At 66.2% G+C, this 20407-nt stretch carries 13 protein-coding genes; 12 read left to right on the top strand and 1 reads right to left on the bottom strand.

The annotated features are described in order from the left end of the window. The first annotated feature begins 1 nt into the window (after window position 1). The 5 genes from CLU93_RS24765 (at window position 2) to CLU93_RS24745 (ending at window position 7826) form a co-directional block, all read left to right on the top strand. Window positions 2-1225 carry a TIGR04063 family PEP-CTERM/XrtA system glycosyltransferase gene (locus CLU93_RS24765; protein WP_099763760.1) on the top strand — a complete coding sequence of 408 codons (1224 nt, stop codon included), beginning with the start codon at window positions 2-4 and terminating at the stop codon, window positions 1223-1225. After that, window positions 1222-3657: a glycosyltransferase gene (locus tag CLU93_RS24760; RefSeq protein WP_099763759.1), complete on the top strand. Its 2436-nt coding sequence runs from the start codon at window positions 1222-1224 to the stop codon at window positions 3655-3657. Before CLU93_RS24765 ends, CLU93_RS24760 begins: the two co-directional genes overlap by 4 nt. 221 nt (window positions 3658-3878) lie before the next feature. Beyond that, the gene (locus CLU93_RS24755) at window positions 3879-4913 is read left to right on the top strand and encodes a zinc-dependent alcohol dehydrogenase (protein ID WP_205704624.1); all 1035 of its coding nucleotides are present in this window, start codon (window positions 3879-3881) and stop codon (window positions 4911-4913) included. 94 nt (window positions 4914-5007) lie between these two features. Next, a complete protein-coding gene (locus CLU93_RS24750) occupies window positions 5008-5712 on the top strand; it encodes a hypothetical protein (protein ID WP_099763757.1) in 705 nt (234 codons plus the stop codon). A 158-nt stretch (window positions 5713-5870) separates the two neighbouring features. After that, window positions 5871-7826, top strand: a complete 1956-nt coding sequence (locus CLU93_RS24745) for a cytochrome c/FTR1 family iron permease (protein ID WP_099763756.1) — start codon at window positions 5871-5873, stop codon at window positions 7824-7826. Window positions 7827-7866: 40 nt separating this feature from the next. On the opposite strand, the gene CLU93_RS24740 is transcribed toward CLU93_RS24745, so the two are convergent. Then, window positions 7867-9243, bottom strand: coding sequence for an amidohydrolase family protein (locus CLU93_RS24740; protein ID WP_099763755.1), 1377 nt, complete (start codon window positions 9241-9243; stop codon window positions 7867-7869). 148 nt (window positions 9244-9391) lie between these two features. Between CLU93_RS24740 and CLU93_RS24735 the strand changes: the two genes are divergently transcribed. The 7 genes from CLU93_RS24735 to CLU93_RS24705 all read left to right on the top strand — a co-directional run bounded on the left by CLU93_RS24735 (window position 9392) and on the right by CLU93_RS24705 (window position 20404). Further along, window positions 9392-10276 carry a LysR family transcriptional regulator gene (locus CLU93_RS24735; RefSeq protein ID WP_099763754.1) on the top strand — a complete coding sequence of 295 codons (885 nt, stop codon included), beginning with the start codon at window positions 9392-9394 and terminating at the stop codon, window positions 10274-10276. Window positions 10277-10319: 43 nt separating this feature from the next. Further along, a complete protein-coding gene (locus CLU93_RS24730) occupies window positions 10320-10934 on the top strand; it encodes a TetR/AcrR family transcriptional regulator (RefSeq protein WP_099763753.1) in 615 nt (204 codons plus the stop codon). Window positions 10935-11024: 90 nt separating this feature from the next. Beyond that, on the top strand, window positions 11025-11840 hold the full coding sequence (locus CLU93_RS24725; RefSeq protein ID WP_099763752.1) for an oxidoreductase: 816 nt from the start codon (window positions 11025-11027) through the stop codon (window positions 11838-11840). A gap of 34 nt (window positions 11841-11874) precedes the next feature. Next, window positions 11875-12882: an NADP-dependent oxidoreductase gene (locus CLU93_RS24720; RefSeq protein ID WP_099763751.1), complete on the top strand. Its 1008-nt coding sequence runs from the start codon at window positions 11875-11877 to the stop codon at window positions 12880-12882. 109 nt (window positions 12883-12991) lie between these two features. Next, entirely contained in the window at window positions 12992-14161 is a 1170-nt protein-coding gene (locus CLU93_RS24715) for an ABC transporter substrate-binding protein (RefSeq protein WP_099763750.1), read from the top strand. Between the two features lie 25 nt (window positions 14162-14186). Beyond that, window positions 14187-17867 (top strand): response regulator, encoded by a 3681-nt coding sequence (locus CLU93_RS24710; RefSeq protein WP_180287934.1) that lies wholly within the window; start codon window positions 14187-14189, stop codon window positions 17865-17867. Further along, window positions 17864-20404, top strand: coding sequence for an EAL domain-containing protein (locus tag CLU93_RS24705; RefSeq protein WP_099763748.1), 2541 nt, complete (start codon window positions 17864-17866; stop codon window positions 20402-20404). Before CLU93_RS24710 ends, CLU93_RS24705 begins: the two co-directional genes overlap by 4 nt. Window positions 20405-20407 lie beyond the last annotated feature (3 nt).

Below are 20407 nucleotides of genomic sequence, written 5' to 3'. Positions count from 1 at the left end.
CATGCGCATCCTGCACATCCTCGACCACTCGCTGCCCCTGCACAGCGGCTACACGTTTCGCACCCTGGCCATCCTGCACCAGCAGCGGATGCTGGGCTGGCACACGACGCAACTCACGAGCGCCAAACAGGGGCCGTCCGACAGCGCGCAGCAGCTGGTCGACGGCTGGCATTTTTACCGCACGGCGCCGAATGCACGCTGGTGGGCGCGCCTGCCCGTGCTGCGGCAAGTGGCCGTCATCCTCGGCCTGGCCGTACGCCTGCGCCAGCTGGCGCAACGCCTCAAGCCCGACATCCTGCATGCGCATTCGCCCGCCCTGAATGCCATCGCCGCCCTCAATGCGGGCCGCGCGCTGGGCATTCCCGTCGTATATGAAGTGCGGGCCTTCTGGGAAGACGCGGCCGCCGACCATGGCAGCAGCCGACCCGGTGGCTTGCGCTACCGGCTCACGCGGGCGCTGGAAACCTATGCGCTGCGCCGCGCCGACGCCGTCACCACCATCTGCGACGGTTTGCGCCGCGAGCTGTGCGCGCGCGGCGTGCCCGCGCATAAAATCACGGTGATCCCGAACGCCGTCGATGCGGGCGCCTTCAAGGCCCCTGATAACCCGGCATTGGCACGCACGCTGGGTCTGGATGGCCATCCTGTGATCGGCTTCATCGGCTCGTTCTACGCCTACGAGGGACTGGCGCTGCTGCTGCGCGCCATGCCGCGCCTGCTGGCGGCGCAGCCGGCATTGCGGCTGCTGCTGGCCGGTGGCGGCCCGCAGGAAGCGGCGCTGCGCGCGCTGGCGGCACAGCTGGGCATCGAGTACGCCGTGGTCTTCGCGGGCAGAGTGCCGCATGCGCAGGTGGCCGCGTATTATCAGCTGGTCGACATCTGCGTGTATCCGCGCCTGCCCATGCGCCTGACGGAACTGGTGACGCCCTTGAAACCGCTGGAGGCGATGGCGCAGGGCCGCCTGGTGGTGGCGTCCGACGTGGGCGGCCACCGCGAACTGGTCGACCATGGCAAGACGGGCATGCTGTTTCGCGCCGGCGACGCCGAAGCGCTGGCGCTGGCGGTATTGCACCTGCTGCTGGCGCCCGCCAGCTGCGCGGCGCTGCGGCGCCAGGCACGCGCCTTTGTCGAGACGGAGCGCAGCTGGAGCGCCAGCGTGGGCCGCTATGCGCCCGTGTATGCGCGCCTGGCCGCGGCGCGCAGGGTGGCGGGAGTGGCGCCATGATCTTCTCTGGCTTGCGCATCGCCCTGGTCGGCCCGCTGCCGCCGCCGGCCGGCGGCATGGCGAACCAGACGGCGCAACTGGCGCGCAAGCTGCGCGACGACGGCGCGCAAGTGCAGCTGCTGGCCATCAACGGCCCCATGCTACCACCCTGGCTGGAGCGCATCCGCTACCTGCGCGCGGCGCTGCGCCTGCCCGTGCACTTGTGGCGCCTGTGGCGTACGGCCAATACGGTGGACCTGTTCCACATCATGGCCAATTCCGGCTGGTCCTGGCATCTGCACGCGGCGCCGGCATTGTGGATCGCCAGCCTGAAAGGCAAGCCGGCCCTGCTCAACTACCGGGGCGGCGAAGCGGCCGCCTTTTTTGCCCGTTCGCCGCGCCTGGTGGCATTCAGCCTGCGCCGCGCCAGCGCCATCGTCGTGCCCTCGGCCTACCTGGCCGGCATTTTCGAACAATATGGCCATACGGCCCACATCGTGCCGAACGTGGTGGACTTGCAGCGTTTTACAAGGGTTGCGCCGCGTGCGACTGGCGATGCTGGCCCGTGCATCCTCGTGGCGCGCCACCTGGAAGCGCTATACGACAACGCCAGCGCCGTGCGCGCCTTTGCCCTCGTGCGTGCAAGCTATCCCGGGGCGCGCCTGGTGCTGGCCGGCGGCGGACCGCAGCGCGCGGCGCTGGCACGCCTGGCCAGATCCTTGCGTGTGGAAGCTGCCGTGCGCTTTGCCGGCCCCGTCGACAATGCCGCCATGCCGGCCCTGTACCAGGCCAGCGACATCGTCCTCAATCCTAGCCTGGCCGACAACATGCCCATTTCCGTGCTCGAAGCACTGGCCTGCGGCGTGCCCATCGTCAGCACCAATGTGGGCGGCATCCCCGCCCTGCTGCAGGACGGCGTGACGGCGCTGCTGGTGCCGCCCGGCGATCCGGCCGCCATGGCGCAGGCCATCCTGGCGCTGCTGCGCGACCCGAGCCGCGCGCAAACGCTGGCAGACGCGGGCCTGGCGCACGCCGCCACTTTCGGCTGGCCCGGCATCGCGCCCGGCCTGGCCGTGCATTACCGCCGCATCCGCGCCGCGCCGCGCCCGGGCGCCTACACGCGCTGCGTGGCCCGCTGGCTGTTTCCCCTGCATGAATGGCTCAAGGGCCACCACAGCGTACGCCTGCTGCGCCGGCTGGAACGCTCGCAGTGGTGGAGCGCCCAGCAACTGGAAGAGTGGCAGCTGGCGCGCCTGCGCGCGCTGCTGCGCCACGCGGGCGCGCACGTGCCCTACTACCGTGCACTGTTTTCCAGCAGCGGCTTCGACCCGGAACAGGTGCGGCAACTGGCCGATTTGGCGCGCCTGCCGCTGCTGCGCAAGGCTGATATCGCTGGCGCGCGCGACAGCTTCAAGTCGGCCCGCGCCGTGGGTTTACGCCCGTTCGCCACGGGCGGCTCCAGCGGCGAGCCGCTGCAGTTTTTCCTCGGACGGCGCAGGGTCAGCCACGACATCGCGGCCAAGTGGCGCGCCACGCGCTGGTGGGGCGTCGATATCGGCGACCGCGAAGCCGTCTTGTGGGGCTCGCCCATCGAGCTGCAGGCGCAAGACCGCCTGCGCCGCCTGCGCGATGCGCTGCTGCGCACTACCCTGCTTCCCGCGTTTGCCATGTCGCCCGCGCGCCTCGATGGCTACGTGCAGCACTTGCGCCGCTGGCGTCCACGCATGCTGTTCGGCTACCCGTCCGCGCTGTGCCGCATCGCCAGCCATGCCAGCGCGCGCGACTTGCCGCTCGACGGCCTGGGCGTCAAAGTGGCGTTCGTCACGGCCGAGCGCCTGTACGACGAGCAGCGCGCGCAGATCGCCGCCGCCTTCGGCTGCCCCGTGGCCAATGGTTACGGCGGGCGTGACGCGGGCTTCATCGCCCACGAATGCCCGGACGGCGGCATGCACATCACGGCCGAAGACATCATCGTGGAAATCCTTGATGGCAATGGCCAGCCGCTGCCGCCAGGGGCCACGGGCGACATCGTCGTCACCCACCTGGCCACGCGGGACTATCCGTTCATCCGCTACGCCACGGGCGACGTGGGCGCGCTGGGCACGCAGCCTTGCGCCTGCGGCCGCGGTTTGCCCCTGCTGCACAAGATTGAAGGGCGCAGCACGGATTTCCTCACGGCCGTCGACGGCACCGTCATGCACGGCCTGGCCCTCGTCTACATCGTGCGCGAACTGCCGCAGGTGCGCAGTTTTAAAATCATCCAGGAAAGCCTGCTGCGCACGCGCGTGCTGCTGGTCTGCGTGGCGCGCCTGGACGACGCCACGCGCAGCACCATCGTCACCGGATTCCAGGCCAGGCTGGGCGCGCAGGTGGACATCGCCATCGAGGAAGTCGACGAGATCGCGGCGGAAGCGTCGGGCAAGTACCGCTACGTGGTGAGCAAGGTGGCGTAGGCGCACGCCACGGACCGGGATAGCAACGCCGGTCTGGCTGGCGATTTTCGCACGCGAGTCGCTGCGCTTGAAGTTTTAGGCACCGTGCGCTCACACATTGATGTAGATCAATCAATTTTCGAATTGCATGCAGCAGAATATGATCATTCGCAAGTGTCTGTTGAACAGCCCATGGCAGGGCGCGCGACTGACGCCACTCCAACTCCATAAGGAATAACATGATCCCCACTACCATGAAAGCCGCCGTCGTCGAACAACTGGGCCAGCCCCTGGTGCTGCGCGACGTCCCCGTGCCGGTGCCCGGCCCCGGCCAGATCCTCGTCAAGACGGAAGCTTGCGGCGTGTGCCACACGGACTTGCATGCGGCGCGCGGCGACTGGCCCGTCAAGCCTGCACCGCCGTTCATTCCCGGCCACGAAGGCATCGGCCTGGTGGTCGCCATGGGCACGGGCGTGACCGAGGTGCAGCTGGGCGACCGGGTCGGCGTGCCCTGGCTCTACTCGGCTTGCGGCCATTGCGAACATTGCCTGGCAGCATGGGAAACCGTGTGCGCCGAGGCGCAGTTCGGCGGCTACACCAAAAATGGCGGCTTTGCCGAATACATCCTGGCCGACCCGCGCTACGTCGCGCATATTCCAGCCGGGCTGTCCGCCGTGCAGGCAGCACCCATCATCTGCGCCGGAGTGACCAGCTACAAGGGCATCAAGGAAACGGGCGCGCGGCCGGGCCAGTGGCTGGCCGTGTCCGGCATCGGCGGCCTGGGCCACCTGGCCATCGAATATGCGGTGGCCATGGGCTTGCGCGTGGCGGCCGTCGACATCGATGAAGGCAAGCTCGAACACGCGCGCGCCCTCGGTGCCGAAGTGACCATCAACGCGCGCCAGGGCGACCCCGTGGCGGCCCTGCGCGAAGCGACCGGGGGCGGCGCCCACGGCGTGCTGATCACGGCGCCGTCGATCGATGCCTTCCAACAAGGCGTGGCGATGACGCGCAAGCGCGGCACCTGCGTATTGGTCGGCTTGCCGCCGGGGGACTTCCCGACGCCGCTGTTCGACGTCGTCGCCAATTGCGTGACGATACGCGGCTCTTTCGTGGGCACGCGCCAGGACATGGCCGAGGCGCTGGCCTTTGCCGCCACCGGCAAGGTCAAGGCCGGGATCGAATTGCAGCCGCTGTCGGCCATCAATGAGATCTTCAGCCGTCTGGAGCATGGCAAGGTGGCCTCGCGCGTGGTGCTCGATTTCAGCGGTAATTGATTTACGCCTGAGCAGAGTGCCAACTGCGCCGGTGTGTCGTGCGACGGCAATTACATTTTTGTTGCCATAATTGCATATTACAAAGGACACACCGATGAAAATGTCTCTTGCTTGCTGGCTGGCCTGCGCCACCCTCGCCTGCGCCGCTCCCGCCAGCGCGGCCGAGCCGGCCGCGTCCGCCTTGCCCGGGCACTATTACCTGCAAGGCGTCATGGAAACGGGCTCCGAACTGCTGCTGAAAAAGGATGGCACGTTCGAATGGATGCTCAGTTATGGCAATACCGACGAGCAAGCCAGCGGCGAGTGGCGCGTTGCCGGCGACACAGTGACCCTGGTGGCGGGCAATGGCGGCAAGGAGCCGCAGTTCCGCGTGTTCGAGGAAGCGGAAATGCGCATCCGGAAACCCGCCGAAGCGGGCCAGTGGGTGGCCATCGTCGGCTTTCCCCAGGTGGGACCGATGCCCGGCGTGGAGGTAAAATTCGAAGCGCACAGCGGCAAGACGGCCACGGCCGTCAGCGTGGCGAACGGCGACGCCATCGTGCGCATGCCGGCGTCGGAGCGCTGGGTGCGCGCCGGCTTGCGCCGCCAGGGCTCGACAGCCGACTATCAATGGCTGGCCGTGCCGCCCGAGCGCGCGCAGCAACGCCTCGCCGCCTTCGCCGTCACCGACGCCAGGTGGCTCAGGGGCCAGGCATTCCAGAAGCTGGCCTTGCGCGTCGTCAAGGGCGGCCTGCAAGTGAACGATGCGGACAGCAGCCTGGCCAGGGGGTTGTACGCCAAACCGCCATCAAAGCAGTAGCCCTCAATCCATCTCGCTCCATTTCCCAAACACGCCGCCCTGGTCAGTATTCTTGACCAGGGCGGCGCCGTTTGCGCCCGCGCGCTGCCGTGCGCCGTTGACACCCCGCACGGTCTGTCCTATAGTCGCCGGGTTAACAAGAAATGAGAATGAGAATCATGTTCATTAAAGTGAAGAAATGGCTCGCCTGCTATCCGCTCGTCGCTGCCAGCCTCAGCCTCAGCCTGCTTATGGCCGGTGGCGCGCAGGCGCAAGTGGCCGATCCTGGCGCCGGTGCCAAGCAATTGTGGCAATTGATTGATTATGTGGCCGTCGATTACAGCGGCGCTGTCGAGCACGGCAAGGTGGTCAGCGAAGCGGAATACGCGGAAATGCTCGATTTTAGCGACAACGCGACGACACAGATCGCCGCCCTGCCCGCCCACACCTCGCAGGCGGCCATCGCCGCCGCCATCGCCGACCTGCGCAAAGCCGTCGTGGCCAAGGCCGACGGCGTGGAAGTCAAGCGCCTGGCGCACCACGCGAACGGCTTGCTGATCGCCGCCTACCCGATTCCCGTGGCGCCGAAAGTGCTGCCCAACCTGATGCGCGGCGCGGCCCTGTATGCGGCCCAGTGCGCTTCCTGCCACGGCGTGGCCGGTGGCGGCGACGGTCCGCTGGCGGCCAGTCTGGAACCGAAACCGATCGCCTTCACGGATGGCGAACGGGCGCAGTCGCGCAGCGTGATGGCGCTGTACCAGGTCATTTCGCAAGGCGTGGCGGGCACGTCGATGGCCAGTTTCGGCCAGCGGTCCGAGAACGAACGCTGGGATCTGGCCTTCTATATCGGCGGCATGTCGCACGATGCGGCGGCAATTGCGCGCGGCGAAAAGCTGTGGCAGGACGATCCGCGCAGCAAAAAACTGTATGCGGACCTGGCCGCTGTGACGACCCTGACGCAGGAAGCCGTGGCCGCCAAGCTGGGCGCGGACGTGGCCAAAGCGCTGACGGCGTATCTGCGCAGCCATGCTGACAAGGCCGAGGCGCACAAGCCGGCCGGCCTGGCCCTGTCGCGTTTGCGCCTGGCCGAAAGCCTGGCCGCCATGCACGCGGGCGACCGCGCGGGCGCCACGCGCCTGGGCCTGTCAGCCTACCTGGACGGTTTCGAGCCGATCGAGCCGATGGTCGGCGCGCGTAACAAATCCCTGCTGCTGGCCGTGGAAAACGCCATGCTGGCCTACCGTTCCGCCGTTGCCAAGGGCACGGTGGCCGACGCCGAAGCGGCGGGCGACAAGCTGCAGCAACTATTTACCCACGTGGAAGCGGAACTGGGCGACGCCAAGGCCGAGCCGATGACGACCTTTATAGGCGCCCTGACGATCCTGCTGCGCGAAGGCGTGGAAGCGCTGCTGATCGTGATCGGCATCATCGCCTTCCTGCGCAAGGCCAAGCGCAACGATGTCATGCCCTACGTGCATGGCGGCTGGATCAGCGCGCTGGTGGCGGGCGGCCTGACATGGGTGGCGGCAACGTATTTGGTGACCATCAGCGGCGCCAGCCGGGAAGTGAGCGAGGGTCTTGGTTCCGTGTTTGCGGCCCTGGTCCTGCTCAGCGTGGGCTTGTGGATGCACCAGAAGAGCAGCGCCGGGCGCTGGCAGGAATACCTGCACGAGAAACTCACGGCGGCCATGACGCGCCGCTCCGCCTGGGGCCTGTTCGCTCTTGCCTTCATCGCCGTCTACCGCGAAGTGTTTGAAACCGTGCTGTTCTATTCCGCCCTGGCGGCGGACGGCAATGGCGGCGCCCTGCTGGGCGGCTTCCTGGTGGCCATCGTGCTGCTGGTCGTGATCGCCTGGGCCTTGCTGCGCACCAGTGCCCGCATGCCTATCGGCAAGTTCTTCTCGTGGACGTCCGCCTTCGTGGCCGTGCTGGCCGTGATTTTGATGGGCAAAGGCGTGGCCGCGCTGCAAGAAGCGGGCTGGGTCGGCGTCAGCCCCGTCGACTTCATGCGCGTCGACCTGCTGGGCATCCTGCCGACCATGGAAACTCTACTGGCGCAGGCGGCCATCCTGGCCATCATCGTCACCGGCTATGGCTGGAACCGTTACTCGGCAGGCAAGCACAAGCCGGCCTGAGACTGAAACACCGGCGTAGGCAGAGCTCACATGGCGCTGCCTACGCGTGGTGTATCGGTACGAACGACTCAGCAAACGGATCTGGCTCGTAAGCGGCGGCACTGAACAGGTGGCCACAGGATTCGTCGATCGCGGCGCGCAGCCTTGCCTGATCGACGCCCTGCACGACGCCGCCGCGTTTGCGCACGCGCCCGCCAATGATGACGGTATCGATATTGCTGCGCTCAGCCGCATGCACGACGGTACCGATGGCATTATTCACAGGATATAAATTGAGGTCGCCGGTGCGTATCAGCACCAGGTCGGCCTGCTTGCCTGGCCTCAAACTCCCGATACGCTGTTCCAGTCCTGCCACTGCGGCGCCGTCTATCGTGGCGGCTTCCAGCAAACGGAAGGCATCGGTGGGCGCGGCCTGGCGATGTCCCTGGCAATTTCCCATCACCCGCTGCAGGTAGAACGCCACGCGCATTTCCATGAACATGTCGCCGCTATACGAAGTCTCGTTGTCGACACTGAGGCCGGGACGTATGCCGTGCCGGTGCGCCGCCTGCCAGGCGTTCATGCCATCCTCGATACCGTAGTGGGCATCCGAACGCGGGCATACATTGACGCGCACGCCTGCCTCGCGCAAGATGCGCCAGCCAGATTCCGGCAGGCAGGTGCAGTGGTTGAAGATGTTGTCGCTGCCGAGCAGCCCCTGCCGGTGCAGTCCAGCCAGCTCGGTCGCCATGCCAGCGCCAAAAAACTCGGTCACGATGGGAATACCCAGTTTACGGGCGACGACCCACTGCTCCGGTTCCAGCTGCGCCATCATGGCCAGCGTCACCAGGCTGTCGGGATTCGTAAAATACTTGGCCTGCAGGCGCGCCAGGTTACCTGGCCAATGCGCCTTGTCCCACTCGCCCGACACGGGTGCCCCCGAAGCGTGCACGGCCCGGATGCCCGCATCGAGCAGCGCTTCGACCGCCGCATCGGAGTGCGCCCCCGTGCGGCTATTGTGCGAGTTGTCGATCACGGTCGTGATGCCGGCATCAATGGCGCCCAGGGCCGTGAGCAGGTTTCCCACGTAGATGTCGCGGGGCCGGTAGTATTTGGCAAACGAGAAATGCGTGGCGTTGCAATAATCCTCGAGCGTTGCCGCATTCGGGTTGATGCGGCGCAGCTGGCCTTCCCAGGCATGGCGGTGAGTATCGACCATGCCGGGAATGGCGATCATCCCTGCGGCATCGATCACTTCGGCGCCGTCGGCTTGCATATTCTGGCCGATGGCGGCGATGACGCCATCGGCTATCAGGATGTCGCCCTTGGGCAAATTTCCAACCTTGCCATCCATGCTGATGAGGGTGGCGCCTTTGATCAGCATCTTGTGCGGGGCTGGTGCCAGCGGAGCCAGCAATTGAGGAGCTTGATAATGCATGCTTGATTCCTGCTATAGGTAATGGGTTGCACACAGTCTAGTGCAGGCAAACCTGCGGAAAAAGTAGCGCCGTGTGTTTTCACCATGCAGAAAATCCGAATAATATTGGGTTATAGTGCCGTCTCCCCTACTGCTACGAAGACAAGACATGGACCGCATACAAGCAATGCAGGTATTCCTTCGCGTGGTCGAGAGCAGGAGTTTCGTGCGCGCGGCGGAGACCCTGGGTTTGCCCGCATCGTCGGTGACCGCCATCATCAAGCGGCTGGAAAAGCATTTGCAGACGCGCCTTCTGAACCGCTCCACCAGAAACCTCAGCCTGACACCGGAAGGCGAGCGTTACTTCCACCGCTGCCGCGAGATCATCGAGCTGATCGCCGACACCGAAGCGAGCCTGCAAGGTTCCAGCGAGCGTCCGCAAGGACGCTTGCGCGTGGATATGCCTGGCGGCATTGCCCATGCCGTGATCCTGCCGCAGCTGGCGCAATTCCAGCAGCGCTATCCCGATATCTACCTGATGATCGGCGTCAATGACCGCCAGGTGGACTTGATACAGGAAGGCGTCGATTGCGTGATCCGCACCGGCAGCCTGGAAGACTCGACCCTGGTCGCGCGCCGCCTGGGCGAGCTGCGCTGGATCACTTGCGCAGCGCCATCCTACCTGGCCGAACACGGTGTTCCCGCAACCCTGGAGGATTTGCCGGGACACCTTGCCGTCCACTACTTTTCCAGCACCATGCGGCGTGGCAGCGACCTGCATTTCATCGAAGACGGCACCAGCATCGCCGTTCCCCTTCCCGGCACGGTCGCCGTCAACGAAACGGGGCTGTACATCGAGCTGGGCCTGGCCGGCCATGGCTTGATGCAGCTGGCCGAGATCCTCATAAGCGGCCAGCTGCAGGCCGGGGAACTGGTCGAGGTGCTGGCCGACAGGCGGCCGGCGCCCGTGCCGGTATCGCTGCTCTACCCGCATCAGCGCTTTCTCTCCCCGGCGATGCGGGCATTTACCGACTGGACGGCAGGGCTGTTCTGAGCTGCCCTGAGCGCCTCGCGTGCACGCTGTTGAAAATTGCGATATGATGACCGTCATGCAGAATTCATCTACCAAGAAACCATCGGCGCAAAGCCGCAAGGAAGCCACCCACGAACGCATCGTCGAGGTGGCCACGCGCGCCATCCGCCGCAGCGGCTATGCGGGCACGGGCGTGGCCGACATCATGAAGGAAGCGGGCCTGACGCACGGCGGCTTTTATGCGCACTTCGCCTCGCGCGACGCGCTGCTGGCCGAAGCGGGCGACCGCGCGGGCGCCGAATCGGTGGCGCTGGCGGCCAGGGTGGCGGCTGCCGCCCCGCCGGGCCAGGCGCTGCAGGCCATGCTGGCGGCCTACCTGTCGCCCGCACACATCGCCGCCATCGAGGTGGGCTGCCCCGTCTCGGCGCTGGGTTCGGAAATGCCCCGCCAGGCGCCCGAGGTGCGGCGCGCCGCCACCATCCACATCAAGGAAATGATCGACCTGTTCGCGCGCCAGATGCCCAACTGGGGCCAGCCCGAAGCGCACGCGCAAGCCATGGCGACGGTGTGCGCCATGATCGGCGCCACCATCCTGGCGCGCGCCGTCGACGAGCCGGCCCTGTCGGACGCGCTGTGCGCGGCCACCCTGGCGCAGTTTCAAGACACAAACCAGCCGTAACGCCCATGGCCCGGGTCCGTCCCGGGCTTTTTTTCAAACAACAATATGACGACCGTCATATTTTATGCCATCAACCACTGAAGGACTGCCATGAAGAACAACAAGATTGCCCTGGTCACCGGCGCCTCGTCCGGCATCGGCGCGGCCACGGCCCGGCGCCTGGCGCAAGCGGGCTACACGGTGTACGGCACCAGCCGCCGCGGTAGCCAGGCGGGCGCAGCCGCAGCCGGCCATGCGATGCTGGCGCTCGACGTCACCAGCGATGCGTCTGTCGCTGCCGCCGTGGCCGAGGTGATGCAGCGCGCAGGCCGCATCGACCTGCTGGTGAACAACGCCGGTTTCGGCGTGGCCCCGGCGGGCGCCGAGGAAAGCAGCATGGCGCAGGCACAAGCCATCTTCGACACGAATTTTTATGGCGTGCTGCGCATGACCCTGGCCGTGCTGCCGCACATGCGGGCCCAGGGCGGCGGACGCATCCTCAATATCGGTTCCGTCGTGGGCTTTTTGCCCATGCCCTACGGCGCGCTGTATTCTGCCACCAAGCACGCCATCGAGGGCTACACTGAATCGCTCGACCATGAAGTGCGCGGCTGGGGCATCCGCGCCAGCGTCATCGAACCGGCCTACACGAAAACCACGTTCGAAGCCAACCTGCTGGCGCCCGATACCCCGCTGGCCGCCTACCGGCAAGTGCGCGCGGCCGTCACCAGCCGGCTGCAAGCGCTGATGGCCAGCGCCGATGACCCGGCCATCGTGGCCGACACGGTTTTGGCGGCGGCGCAGGCAAGCAAGCCCAAGCTACGCTACACGGCCGGGCCGCTGGCGGCACGCTTGCGCCTGATGCGCCGTTTCCTGCCCGCCGCGCTGCTGGACGCCGGCTTGCGCAAGGACCTGCGCCTGGCCTGAACGCCGGCATTTCACAGTATTCAGAGAGAACATCATGCAAGCCTTGCAATTGACAAAATACGGCAGCTCCGATCATGTGGCGTTTGCCGAACTGCCCCGCCCCACACCCGGCCCCGGCGAACTGCTGGTGCGGGTGCACGCCGTGGGACTCAACCCCATCGATAACCTGATCCCCAACGGCGACTTCAAGCCGATCTTGAAACTGCGCTTGCCGGCCACCCTGGGCAGCGACTTGGCCGGCGTGGTGGTGGAAGTCGGCAGCGGCGTCACGCGTTTTCACGTGGGCGACGCCGTGTATGCGAGTATTTTCGACACGCCATACGGCAGCCTGGCCGAGTTTGCCGTCGTGCCCGAGCAGGCGGCCGCACTGAAACCGGCGAACCTCGATTTCGTGCAAGCGGCCTCAATTCCCATGGTGGGCTTGACGGCATGGCAAGCCATGCATGAGCGCATGCAGCTGCGGCCTGGCCAGAAAGTGTTCATCCCGGCCGGCTCCGGCGGCATCGGCACGTTCGCCATCCAACTGGCCAGGCACCTGGGCGCCCGCGTGGGCACCACCACCAGCACGGCGAATCTGGCACTGGTGCGCGGCCTGGGCGCCGATGAGGTGGTCGACTACACGCGGCAGCCGTTCGAGCAGGTGCTGCGCGATTACGACGCCGTGCTGGGCACGCTGCGCGGCGACGGCCTGGAAAAGGCCATGCGCATCGTCAAGCCTGGCAGCCATATCGTCTCGCTGATCGGCCCGCCAGACCTCGCTTTCGCCCGCGCGCGCGGCATGAATGTGGTGCTGAAGCTGGTGTTTGGTTTGCTCAGCCGCAAGATCATCGGCCTGGCGCGGCGGCGCGGCGCCAGTTATGCCTTCCACTTCGTGCGTCCCGACGGCGGCCAGCTGGCACAGATCGCCGCTTTGGTCGAAGCGGGAAGCATCCGCCCCGTCATCGACAGTGTGTTTCCCTTTCTTGAGGCGAAACAGGCGCTGGCCTACCTGGCGCAAGGCCGCGCGCGTGGCAAGGTGGTGGTGCGGATGCCCGTTCCCTGAGGCGCCTTTGGAACTGTGACTATGTGTGAGTTTTGCGTTGGCAATTTCCTCCATACTCATTGTCAACCCCGTACCTGTTGATACCGGTCAACCTCAATAAAGGTAGCTCATGCGCTTTTTCCCGCGCTTTTTCCCGGAATGCTGCTGCTTCGCTATCACCGTCGCGGCCGGCGTAGTGCATGCCGCCGAACCGGGCGTGAGCGATACGCACATCCGGCTCGGCATGGTCAATGCCCAGACCGGAGCGGCCTCCGGGCTGGGACGGGCCATGCTCGATGGCGCGACGGCCGTTTTCCAGGAAGCAAACCAGCGCGGCGGCATCCATGGCCGCAGCATCGAGCTGGTGGTCGCCGACGATGGCTACGACCCGGACCGGGCCATCAGCGAAACACTCAGGCTGGTCGAGGAAAAACAGGTATTCGCCCTGTTTGGCAACGTGGGGACGCCCACGACCAACGCCGTCATACCGATCGTCCAGGAAATGAAGGTACCGCTGGTGGGCGCGTTTACGGGCGCCATGACCTTGCGCCGCCCCGTGGTGCATGAAATCATCAACTTTCGTGCCAGTTATGACGATGAGTCCGATGCCCTGGTGCAGTATTTCGTCAGCCGGGGCATCAAGCGCTTCGGTGTCCTGTACCAGGACGATGGCTTCGGCAATGCCGTGCTCGACGGCACCGTGCGCGCCCTGCAGCGGCGCGGCATGCAACTCGTCGCCAAGGGCGCCTTCCAGCGCGGCACCACGGCCGTCAAGGCGGGACTGGCGGCCCTGATCGGCCACGACTTGCAGGTGGTCATCATGGCCGGCCCCTACACCCCGGTGGCGGCGTTCGTGCGCGAGGCAAGCCAGGCCAAGCTGAAGGCGGCCCTGGCCACGGTGTCCTTTGTCGGCACGGACAGCCTGCTGCAACTGCTGGGCACGGAAGGCAACAACATCCTGATCTCGCAGGTGGTGCCGCTGCCCGGGGAACGCACGCTGCCCATCGCCGCCGAATGCGCCGACCTGCTGGCCAAACATGTGCCGGCGGCCAGGCTGTCGTTTGTGAGTTTCGAGGGCTGCATCTCGGCCACGCTGATGGTGGCGGCGCTGCGCCGCACGGGCGCGGACCTCACGCGCGAACGCCTGATCCGGAGTTTCGAAACCTTCGAGCGGCTCGATCTCGGCGGCTTGCAGGTGACGCTGCGACCAGACGACCACCAGGCATCGACGGCCGTTTTCCTGACCCGCATCGCCGATGGCAGGATCGTCCCGGCCGACCTGGCGCCTGGCGCGAAGTGATGCGCACCCTGCCCTGGAGCATGGCGTGAAAATCAAGACCAAGCTGATCGTCAGTAGCACCATCCTGCTGGCGGGCGTGGCCGCGATGGCGGCAACCGGCCTGCTGCTGGTGAAGGGCATCGAAACCCATGTGCATGGCTTGACCGACGAAACGGTACCGCTGTACACGGACGTGTTGCGCCTGCGCTATACCGTGCAGGATATGGCCTCGGACTTTTTCGAGCTGGGCAAGGCGCAAGACCTGGCACAGCTGGAGCAGGTGTCGAACAAGATCGTCGCCAATATCCAGACCGCCGAGAGCATCAGCGACGATTTGCGGCGCCATGGCCAATTGCAGGCGCCCCGCTACCACGCGGCTTTCGACCAGGAATTCCAGCGCATGCGCGTCGCCGTGCGCAAACGCCTGGAAAACGAGGCGTATTACAAGGCGCAGGCCACGGAGATGCGCCAGCTGCTGGCGCAGATCAAGGCGGCCGCCAAGGGCGCGCGCGGCAATATCCGCCTGGTCGACAGCCAGGCCCAGGCCACGGCCGCCGAAGTGCAGCTGCAAAGCCAGCGTCTGAACCAGAACGCCCGCTACCTGACGGATTTGCGCCAGAGCATCTACGACATGCAGATTGCGCTGGCCGAAACGCAGGCCGTGCAGAGCCGTTTTCGCATCGCCCCCTTGCGCGAGCGCCTGGCCGCGGCCGTGGCGCACCTGGCCGGCACCAGCGAGCGCGACATCAGCCCGTCGCAGCTGACCCTGCGGGCGAAACTGCTGGCCACGACGCGCCAGCTGCTCGATCCTGGCGCCGGCTTGCTGGCCTTGCGCGCGGGGCTGCTGGCCGAGGGCGGCGCCAGCGCGGCGCAGCAGGCTGCCTATCTTGCTCTCAAGGAACAAATCAGCGCCGCCCTGGCCACCGCCCACCTGCGCCTGGCCGAGGAACTCGATCCCATCGAATTGCAACTGGCGATCGGGCGCGACCGGCTGGCACAGGCCAGCCGCTACATGCACACCTCGGCCCGCATTGAAGATGCCAGCGGTGAAATCAACCTCGCCGTCGACGCCATCAGCATCGACGTGGGCGAAGTCATGCTCGCCACGGCCGCCGCCGACGTCACGCGCCTGGGCGACGATATCGCCCGGCGCATCAGCGCCCTGCAGCGCGACATGGCGACCATGCAGACCTTGCTGCAAAGCATAGGCCAGCTGGGCTTGCTGGCCGAAACACGCACCGTCAACACCTACCTGGAAGCGGTGGAGCGCTCGGGACAGCGGCTGGTGCAAGCCAAGGGCAGCGTGCTCGATAGCGAAAAGGCGCTGGATGAGGTGATCAACCATGTGCGCGCCTTCGAACGCGAACAGGCCGCCTATTCCGCACAGCAGGTGGCGCGCATCACGGGCCAGCAGCAGGAGGCGGTGGCCACCGTGCGCGATGGCGTGCGGCGTGCCTTCGTGCTGATCCTCGGCATCGCGCTGGTGCTGCTGCTGGCCTGCGTGGCCATCACAGGCCTGATCAGCGCGTCCATCGCCAGGCCGCTGGCGCGCCTGTCCTACGCCATCGCGCATATCCGCGACGGCAAGGCGCTGTCGGTGCGCGTGGCGCAGCACGGCAGCGATGAACTGGGGCAACTGATCACGGGCTTCAACGGCATGCTCGAACACGTGGAACAGCGCGACCTGGCGCTCACGCAAGCCAAGGCCGAGGCCGACGGCGCCAACCGCGCCAAATCGGAATTCCTGGCCAAGATGAGCCATGAAATCCGCACGCCGATGAATGGCGTGCTGGGCATGACGGAATTGCTGCAGCGCACTGAACTGAGTCCCAAACAGCAGCGTTTCGTGCACACGGTGCACCGCTCGGGCGAAAGCTTGCTGAGCATCATCGACGACATCCTCGACTTTTCCAAGATCGAGGCGGGCAAACTGGTGCTCGAACACATCCCCTTCGACCTGCGCCAGATGATCGACGACGTGGTGGCACTGTTTGCCAACGGCATCCAGCGCAAGGCCATCGAATTTACCTGCCGCATCGCTGCCGACGTGCCGCAGCATGTGCGCGGCGACCCTGTGCGCCTGCGCCAGATCCTCACCAACCTGCTCAATAACGCCACCAAATTTACCGAACGGGGCGAAATTTCCGTCGATGTCAGCTGTCCCGCCGCCGGCCAGCTGCGCCTGGAAGTGCGCGACACGGGCATCGGCATGGCGCCGGACGCGGCGGCGGCCGTCTTCCAGCCATTCCGCCAGGCCGACAGCACCACTTCGCGCAAATACGGCGGCACGGGACTGGGCCTGGCCATCATCAAGCAGCTGGTGGAGATGATGGGCGGCAACATCGTGCTGAAATCCGTGGCGGGCCAGGGTTCCAGCTTCGCCGTGAGCGTCGTCGTGGGCACGGTGGCGCCCGATGACGCGCCGCAGGTGCCGGCGCCGCGCGTGGCGCTCGATGCCTTGCACGTGCTGATCGTGGACGACAATGCCACCAACCGCAATATCCTGCTGCAGCACGCGATCGAGTGGCAGATGGCCGCGTCCAGCGCCGCCGACGGCGCCGAGGCGCTGGGCCTGCTGCAAGGCGCGCTGCGCGGCGGGCATCCGTTCGACCTGGCCATCATCGACATGCGCATGCCCGTCATGGATGGCACCGAACTGGTGCGGGCAATCAAGGCCGACGCCGGCATGGCGGCGCTGAAAATCATCATGCTCAGTTCCCTCGACGCCTCGGCCCAGCTGCGCCAGGTGACGGCGCTGGGCGTGGAATATTGCCTGACCAAGCCCGTGCGGGCGCTGGAATTGCGGCACTGCATCGAAGCCGTGGGCGGCTTCGGCACCCTGGCGCCAACCATGCCTGCCATGCCGGCCCTGCCCGCCGCACCGGATACCGCTGGCGCAGACCCGGGCCAGGCGCCGCTGCGCATGCTGCTGGTGGAAGACAATGCGATCAACCAGGAAATCGCCCTGGCCATGCTGGAAGATAGCGGCTACGACCCCACGCCGGCCGACAACGGGCGGCGCGCGCTGGCCCTGTGGGAGCGCTACCCGTTCGATGTGATCCTGATGGATTGCCAGATGCCGGAAATGGACGGCTTCGAAGCGACGCGGCGCGTGCGCCGCATGGAAGCCCAGCAAGGCCGTGACCGCACGCCCATCATCGCCCTGACGGCCAATGCCATCCTGGGCGACCGCGAACTATGTCTGGACGCGGGCATGGACGACTACCTCGCCAAACCGTATACGCGCGCCGCCCTGCTGGCCGTGCTGGCCCGCTGGCGCCCGGCGTCCGCCGCACCACAGGCAGCGGAGGCGCCGGCAGCGCAGACGCTGGCAGTGACGGCGCAGGCTGCCCAGCAGGCGCCGGCCGAACCGGCTGCCCTGCTCGACGCGGCCGCCCTGCAAAACCTGCGCGCCATGCGCCGTCCCGGCCGTCCCGATGTGCTGGGCCGCATCATCGACCTGTTCTACAGCGACGCCCCGCGCCTGCTGGGCCAGCTAGAAGTGGCGGCCGAGGCCAGCGATACCGCGGCGCTGCAGCTGGCGGCGCACACGCTCAAGTCCAGCTGCGCCAACGTGGGCGCGCTGGGGTTGTCGGCCACCTGCCGTGAAATCGAACAATACGCGCGCGGCAATGACGTCGCCAGCGCACTGCAGCATATCCGCGGCATCCAGCAAGAACTCGACCGTGTCCTCGCCGCCCTGGCCATTGAAAAGGAAGTAATATGAATACCGCACTGCCCCTGCAAGCACGGGTCCTGGTGGTCGATGACGACACCATGACGCGCTTCCTGGTGACGGAAGCGCTGGAGCCGGAAGGCTTCCGCATCGAGGAAGCGGCCAGCGGCCTGGAAGCGCTGGCCGCTTTCCAGCGCGGCGTGCCCGACCTGGTCCTGCTCGACGTCGCCATGCCCGGCATGAGCGGCTTCGAATGCTGCGCACAGCTGCGCCGGCTGCCCGGTGGCGCGCACGTGCCCATCGTCGTGCTGACCGGCAACGATGACGATGACTCCATCAAGCAGGCGCTGGAAGCGGGCGCCAGCGATTTCATCTCCAAGCCGATGCAATGGCGTTTGCTGGCGCACCGGCTGCGCTACCTGCTGCGCGCCAGCAGCGCGCTGACCGAGCTGAACCGTATCCAGGCAAGCCTCAGCCACGCGCAGGCGCTGGCCCGCCTGGGCAACTGGGAATACCGGCTTGCCGATGGCGACGGCTACTGGTCGCCGGAATTGTTGCGCATTCTGGGCCTGGACGCCGATTCCGGCCCCACCAGCTTCGAACGCCTGTTGCAATGCCTGCCGGAAGACCAGCGCCCCATGCTGCTCGAGGCCTTCATGGAACTGCATGCCAGCGGCACCGGCTACAGCCTGGAACACAAGGTGCTGCAGCCGGGCGGCGGCGAGTGCATCGTGTTCCATCAGGCCGAGGCCGTACGCGAAGGCCAGCAGGTGCTGCTGATGCGCGGTACGATGCAGGACATCACGGAACGCAAGCGGCAGGAATGGCGCATCGAATACCTGGCCAACCATGATGCGCTGACGGACTTGCCCAACCGCCAGTTGCTGAACGACCGCATCGGCCAGGCCATCGTCCACGCCCGCCGCACCCATTTGCACCTGGCCACGCTGATGCTGGACCTCGATCGTTTCAAATTCGTCAACGACAGCTACGGCCACCCGGTGGGCGATGCGCTGCTGCAGGAAGTGGCGCGGCGATTGCAGCACGCGGTGCGCGAAGGCGATACCGTGGCCCGCCAGGGCGGCGACGAATTCGTCATCCTGCTGACGGACTTGCCCGATAGCGACACGGCCGAGGACATCGCCAAAAAGGTGCTGGCGGTGTTCGCCGAGCCCTTTTTGCTGGGCGAACATACCTTGCACGTCAGCACCAGTATCGGCGCCAGCCTGTTTCCCTCCGATGGCGACAGCGGCGACATGCTGCTCAAGACGGCCGATGCGGCCCTTTACAGCGCCAAGGACAAGGGCCGCAACGTTTACCAGTTCTACAACCACAAGATGGGCGTGCTGGTGGAAGAGCGGGCCGAGATCGAACACGCCTTGCACCATGCGCTGGCGCAGGGCGAGCTGGAATTGCACTACCAGCCCAAGGTCAACCTTGTCACTGGACAAATCTATGGCATGGAAGCGCTGCTGCGCTGGCGCCGGCCCGGCATCGGCCTGGTGCCGCCGGACCGCTTCATTCCCCTGGCCGAGGAAACGGGCATGATCATTGCCATCGGCGAATGGGTGCTGCGCACGGCCTGCGCGCAACTGGGCGTGTGGCATGCCTACGGCTTTGCGCACCTGACGATGGCCGTCAACGTCTCGGCGCGCCAGTTCCGCCAGGTCGACATGCCGCAACTGGTGCGCGCAGTGCTGGCCGACAGCAGCCTGCCGGCCCACTGCCTGGAACTGGAGCTGACGGAGAGCGTGCTGATGCAAAACCGCGATCTGGTGGTGCGGGCGCTGGAACAGTTGAAGGAAATCGGCGTCACCCTGGCGCTGGACGACTTCGGCACTGGCTATTCCAGCTTGTCCTATCTCAAGCAATTCCCCATCGATGTGGTGAAGATCGATCAATCGTTCATCCGCGACGTGACCGACAGCGTGGACGGCGCTTCGCTGACCCGCTCCATCATCGCCATGGCCAAGTCGCTGCACCTGACCACGGTGGCCGAGGGCGTGGAAACGGAGGAACAATTGGGATTTCTCAATACTAATCACTGCGACGCCATGCAAGGCTATTACTTCAGCCGCCCCCTGCCCGGCGCCGAGATGGATCTGATGTTGTATGCCGGCACCCATTTGCCGCCCGAGAGCTGCCATGCCGTGGCGCCGCAGCGCGTGCTGCTGCTGGTGGACGACGAGGAGCATATCCTGTCCGCCCTGCGCCGCTCGCTGCGCAAGGAGGGCTACCAGATACTCAGCACCACCAATCCGCAGGTGGCGCTGGACCTGGTCGCCTCCCACGCGGTGGGCGTGATCCTCACGGATGCGCGCATGCCGGGCATGTCCGGCAACGAACTATTGCGCCGCATCAAGGGCATCTATCCGGAGATCGTGCGCGTGATGCTGTCCGGCTATCCTGAGCTGCATTCGGTCACGGCGGCCATCAACGAAGGCTCGGTGTACAAGTTCATCACCAAGCCGTGGGACGAAACCCTGCTGAAAGACCACTTGCTGGAAGCCTTCCTGCGTTTCGAATCGGGCGTGCAACGGCCGCCACGGGGTCCCAATGGCATCGAGATCAGCAACCGTGCCGCCTAGCCG

It is taken from the genome of Janthinobacterium sp. 35 (assembly GCF_002754575.1).
GTDB lineage: Bacteria > Pseudomonadota > Gammaproteobacteria > Burkholderiales > Burkholderiaceae_D > Janthinobacterium > Janthinobacterium tructae.
This window is presented reverse-complemented; position numbering and strand designations above follow the sequence as displayed.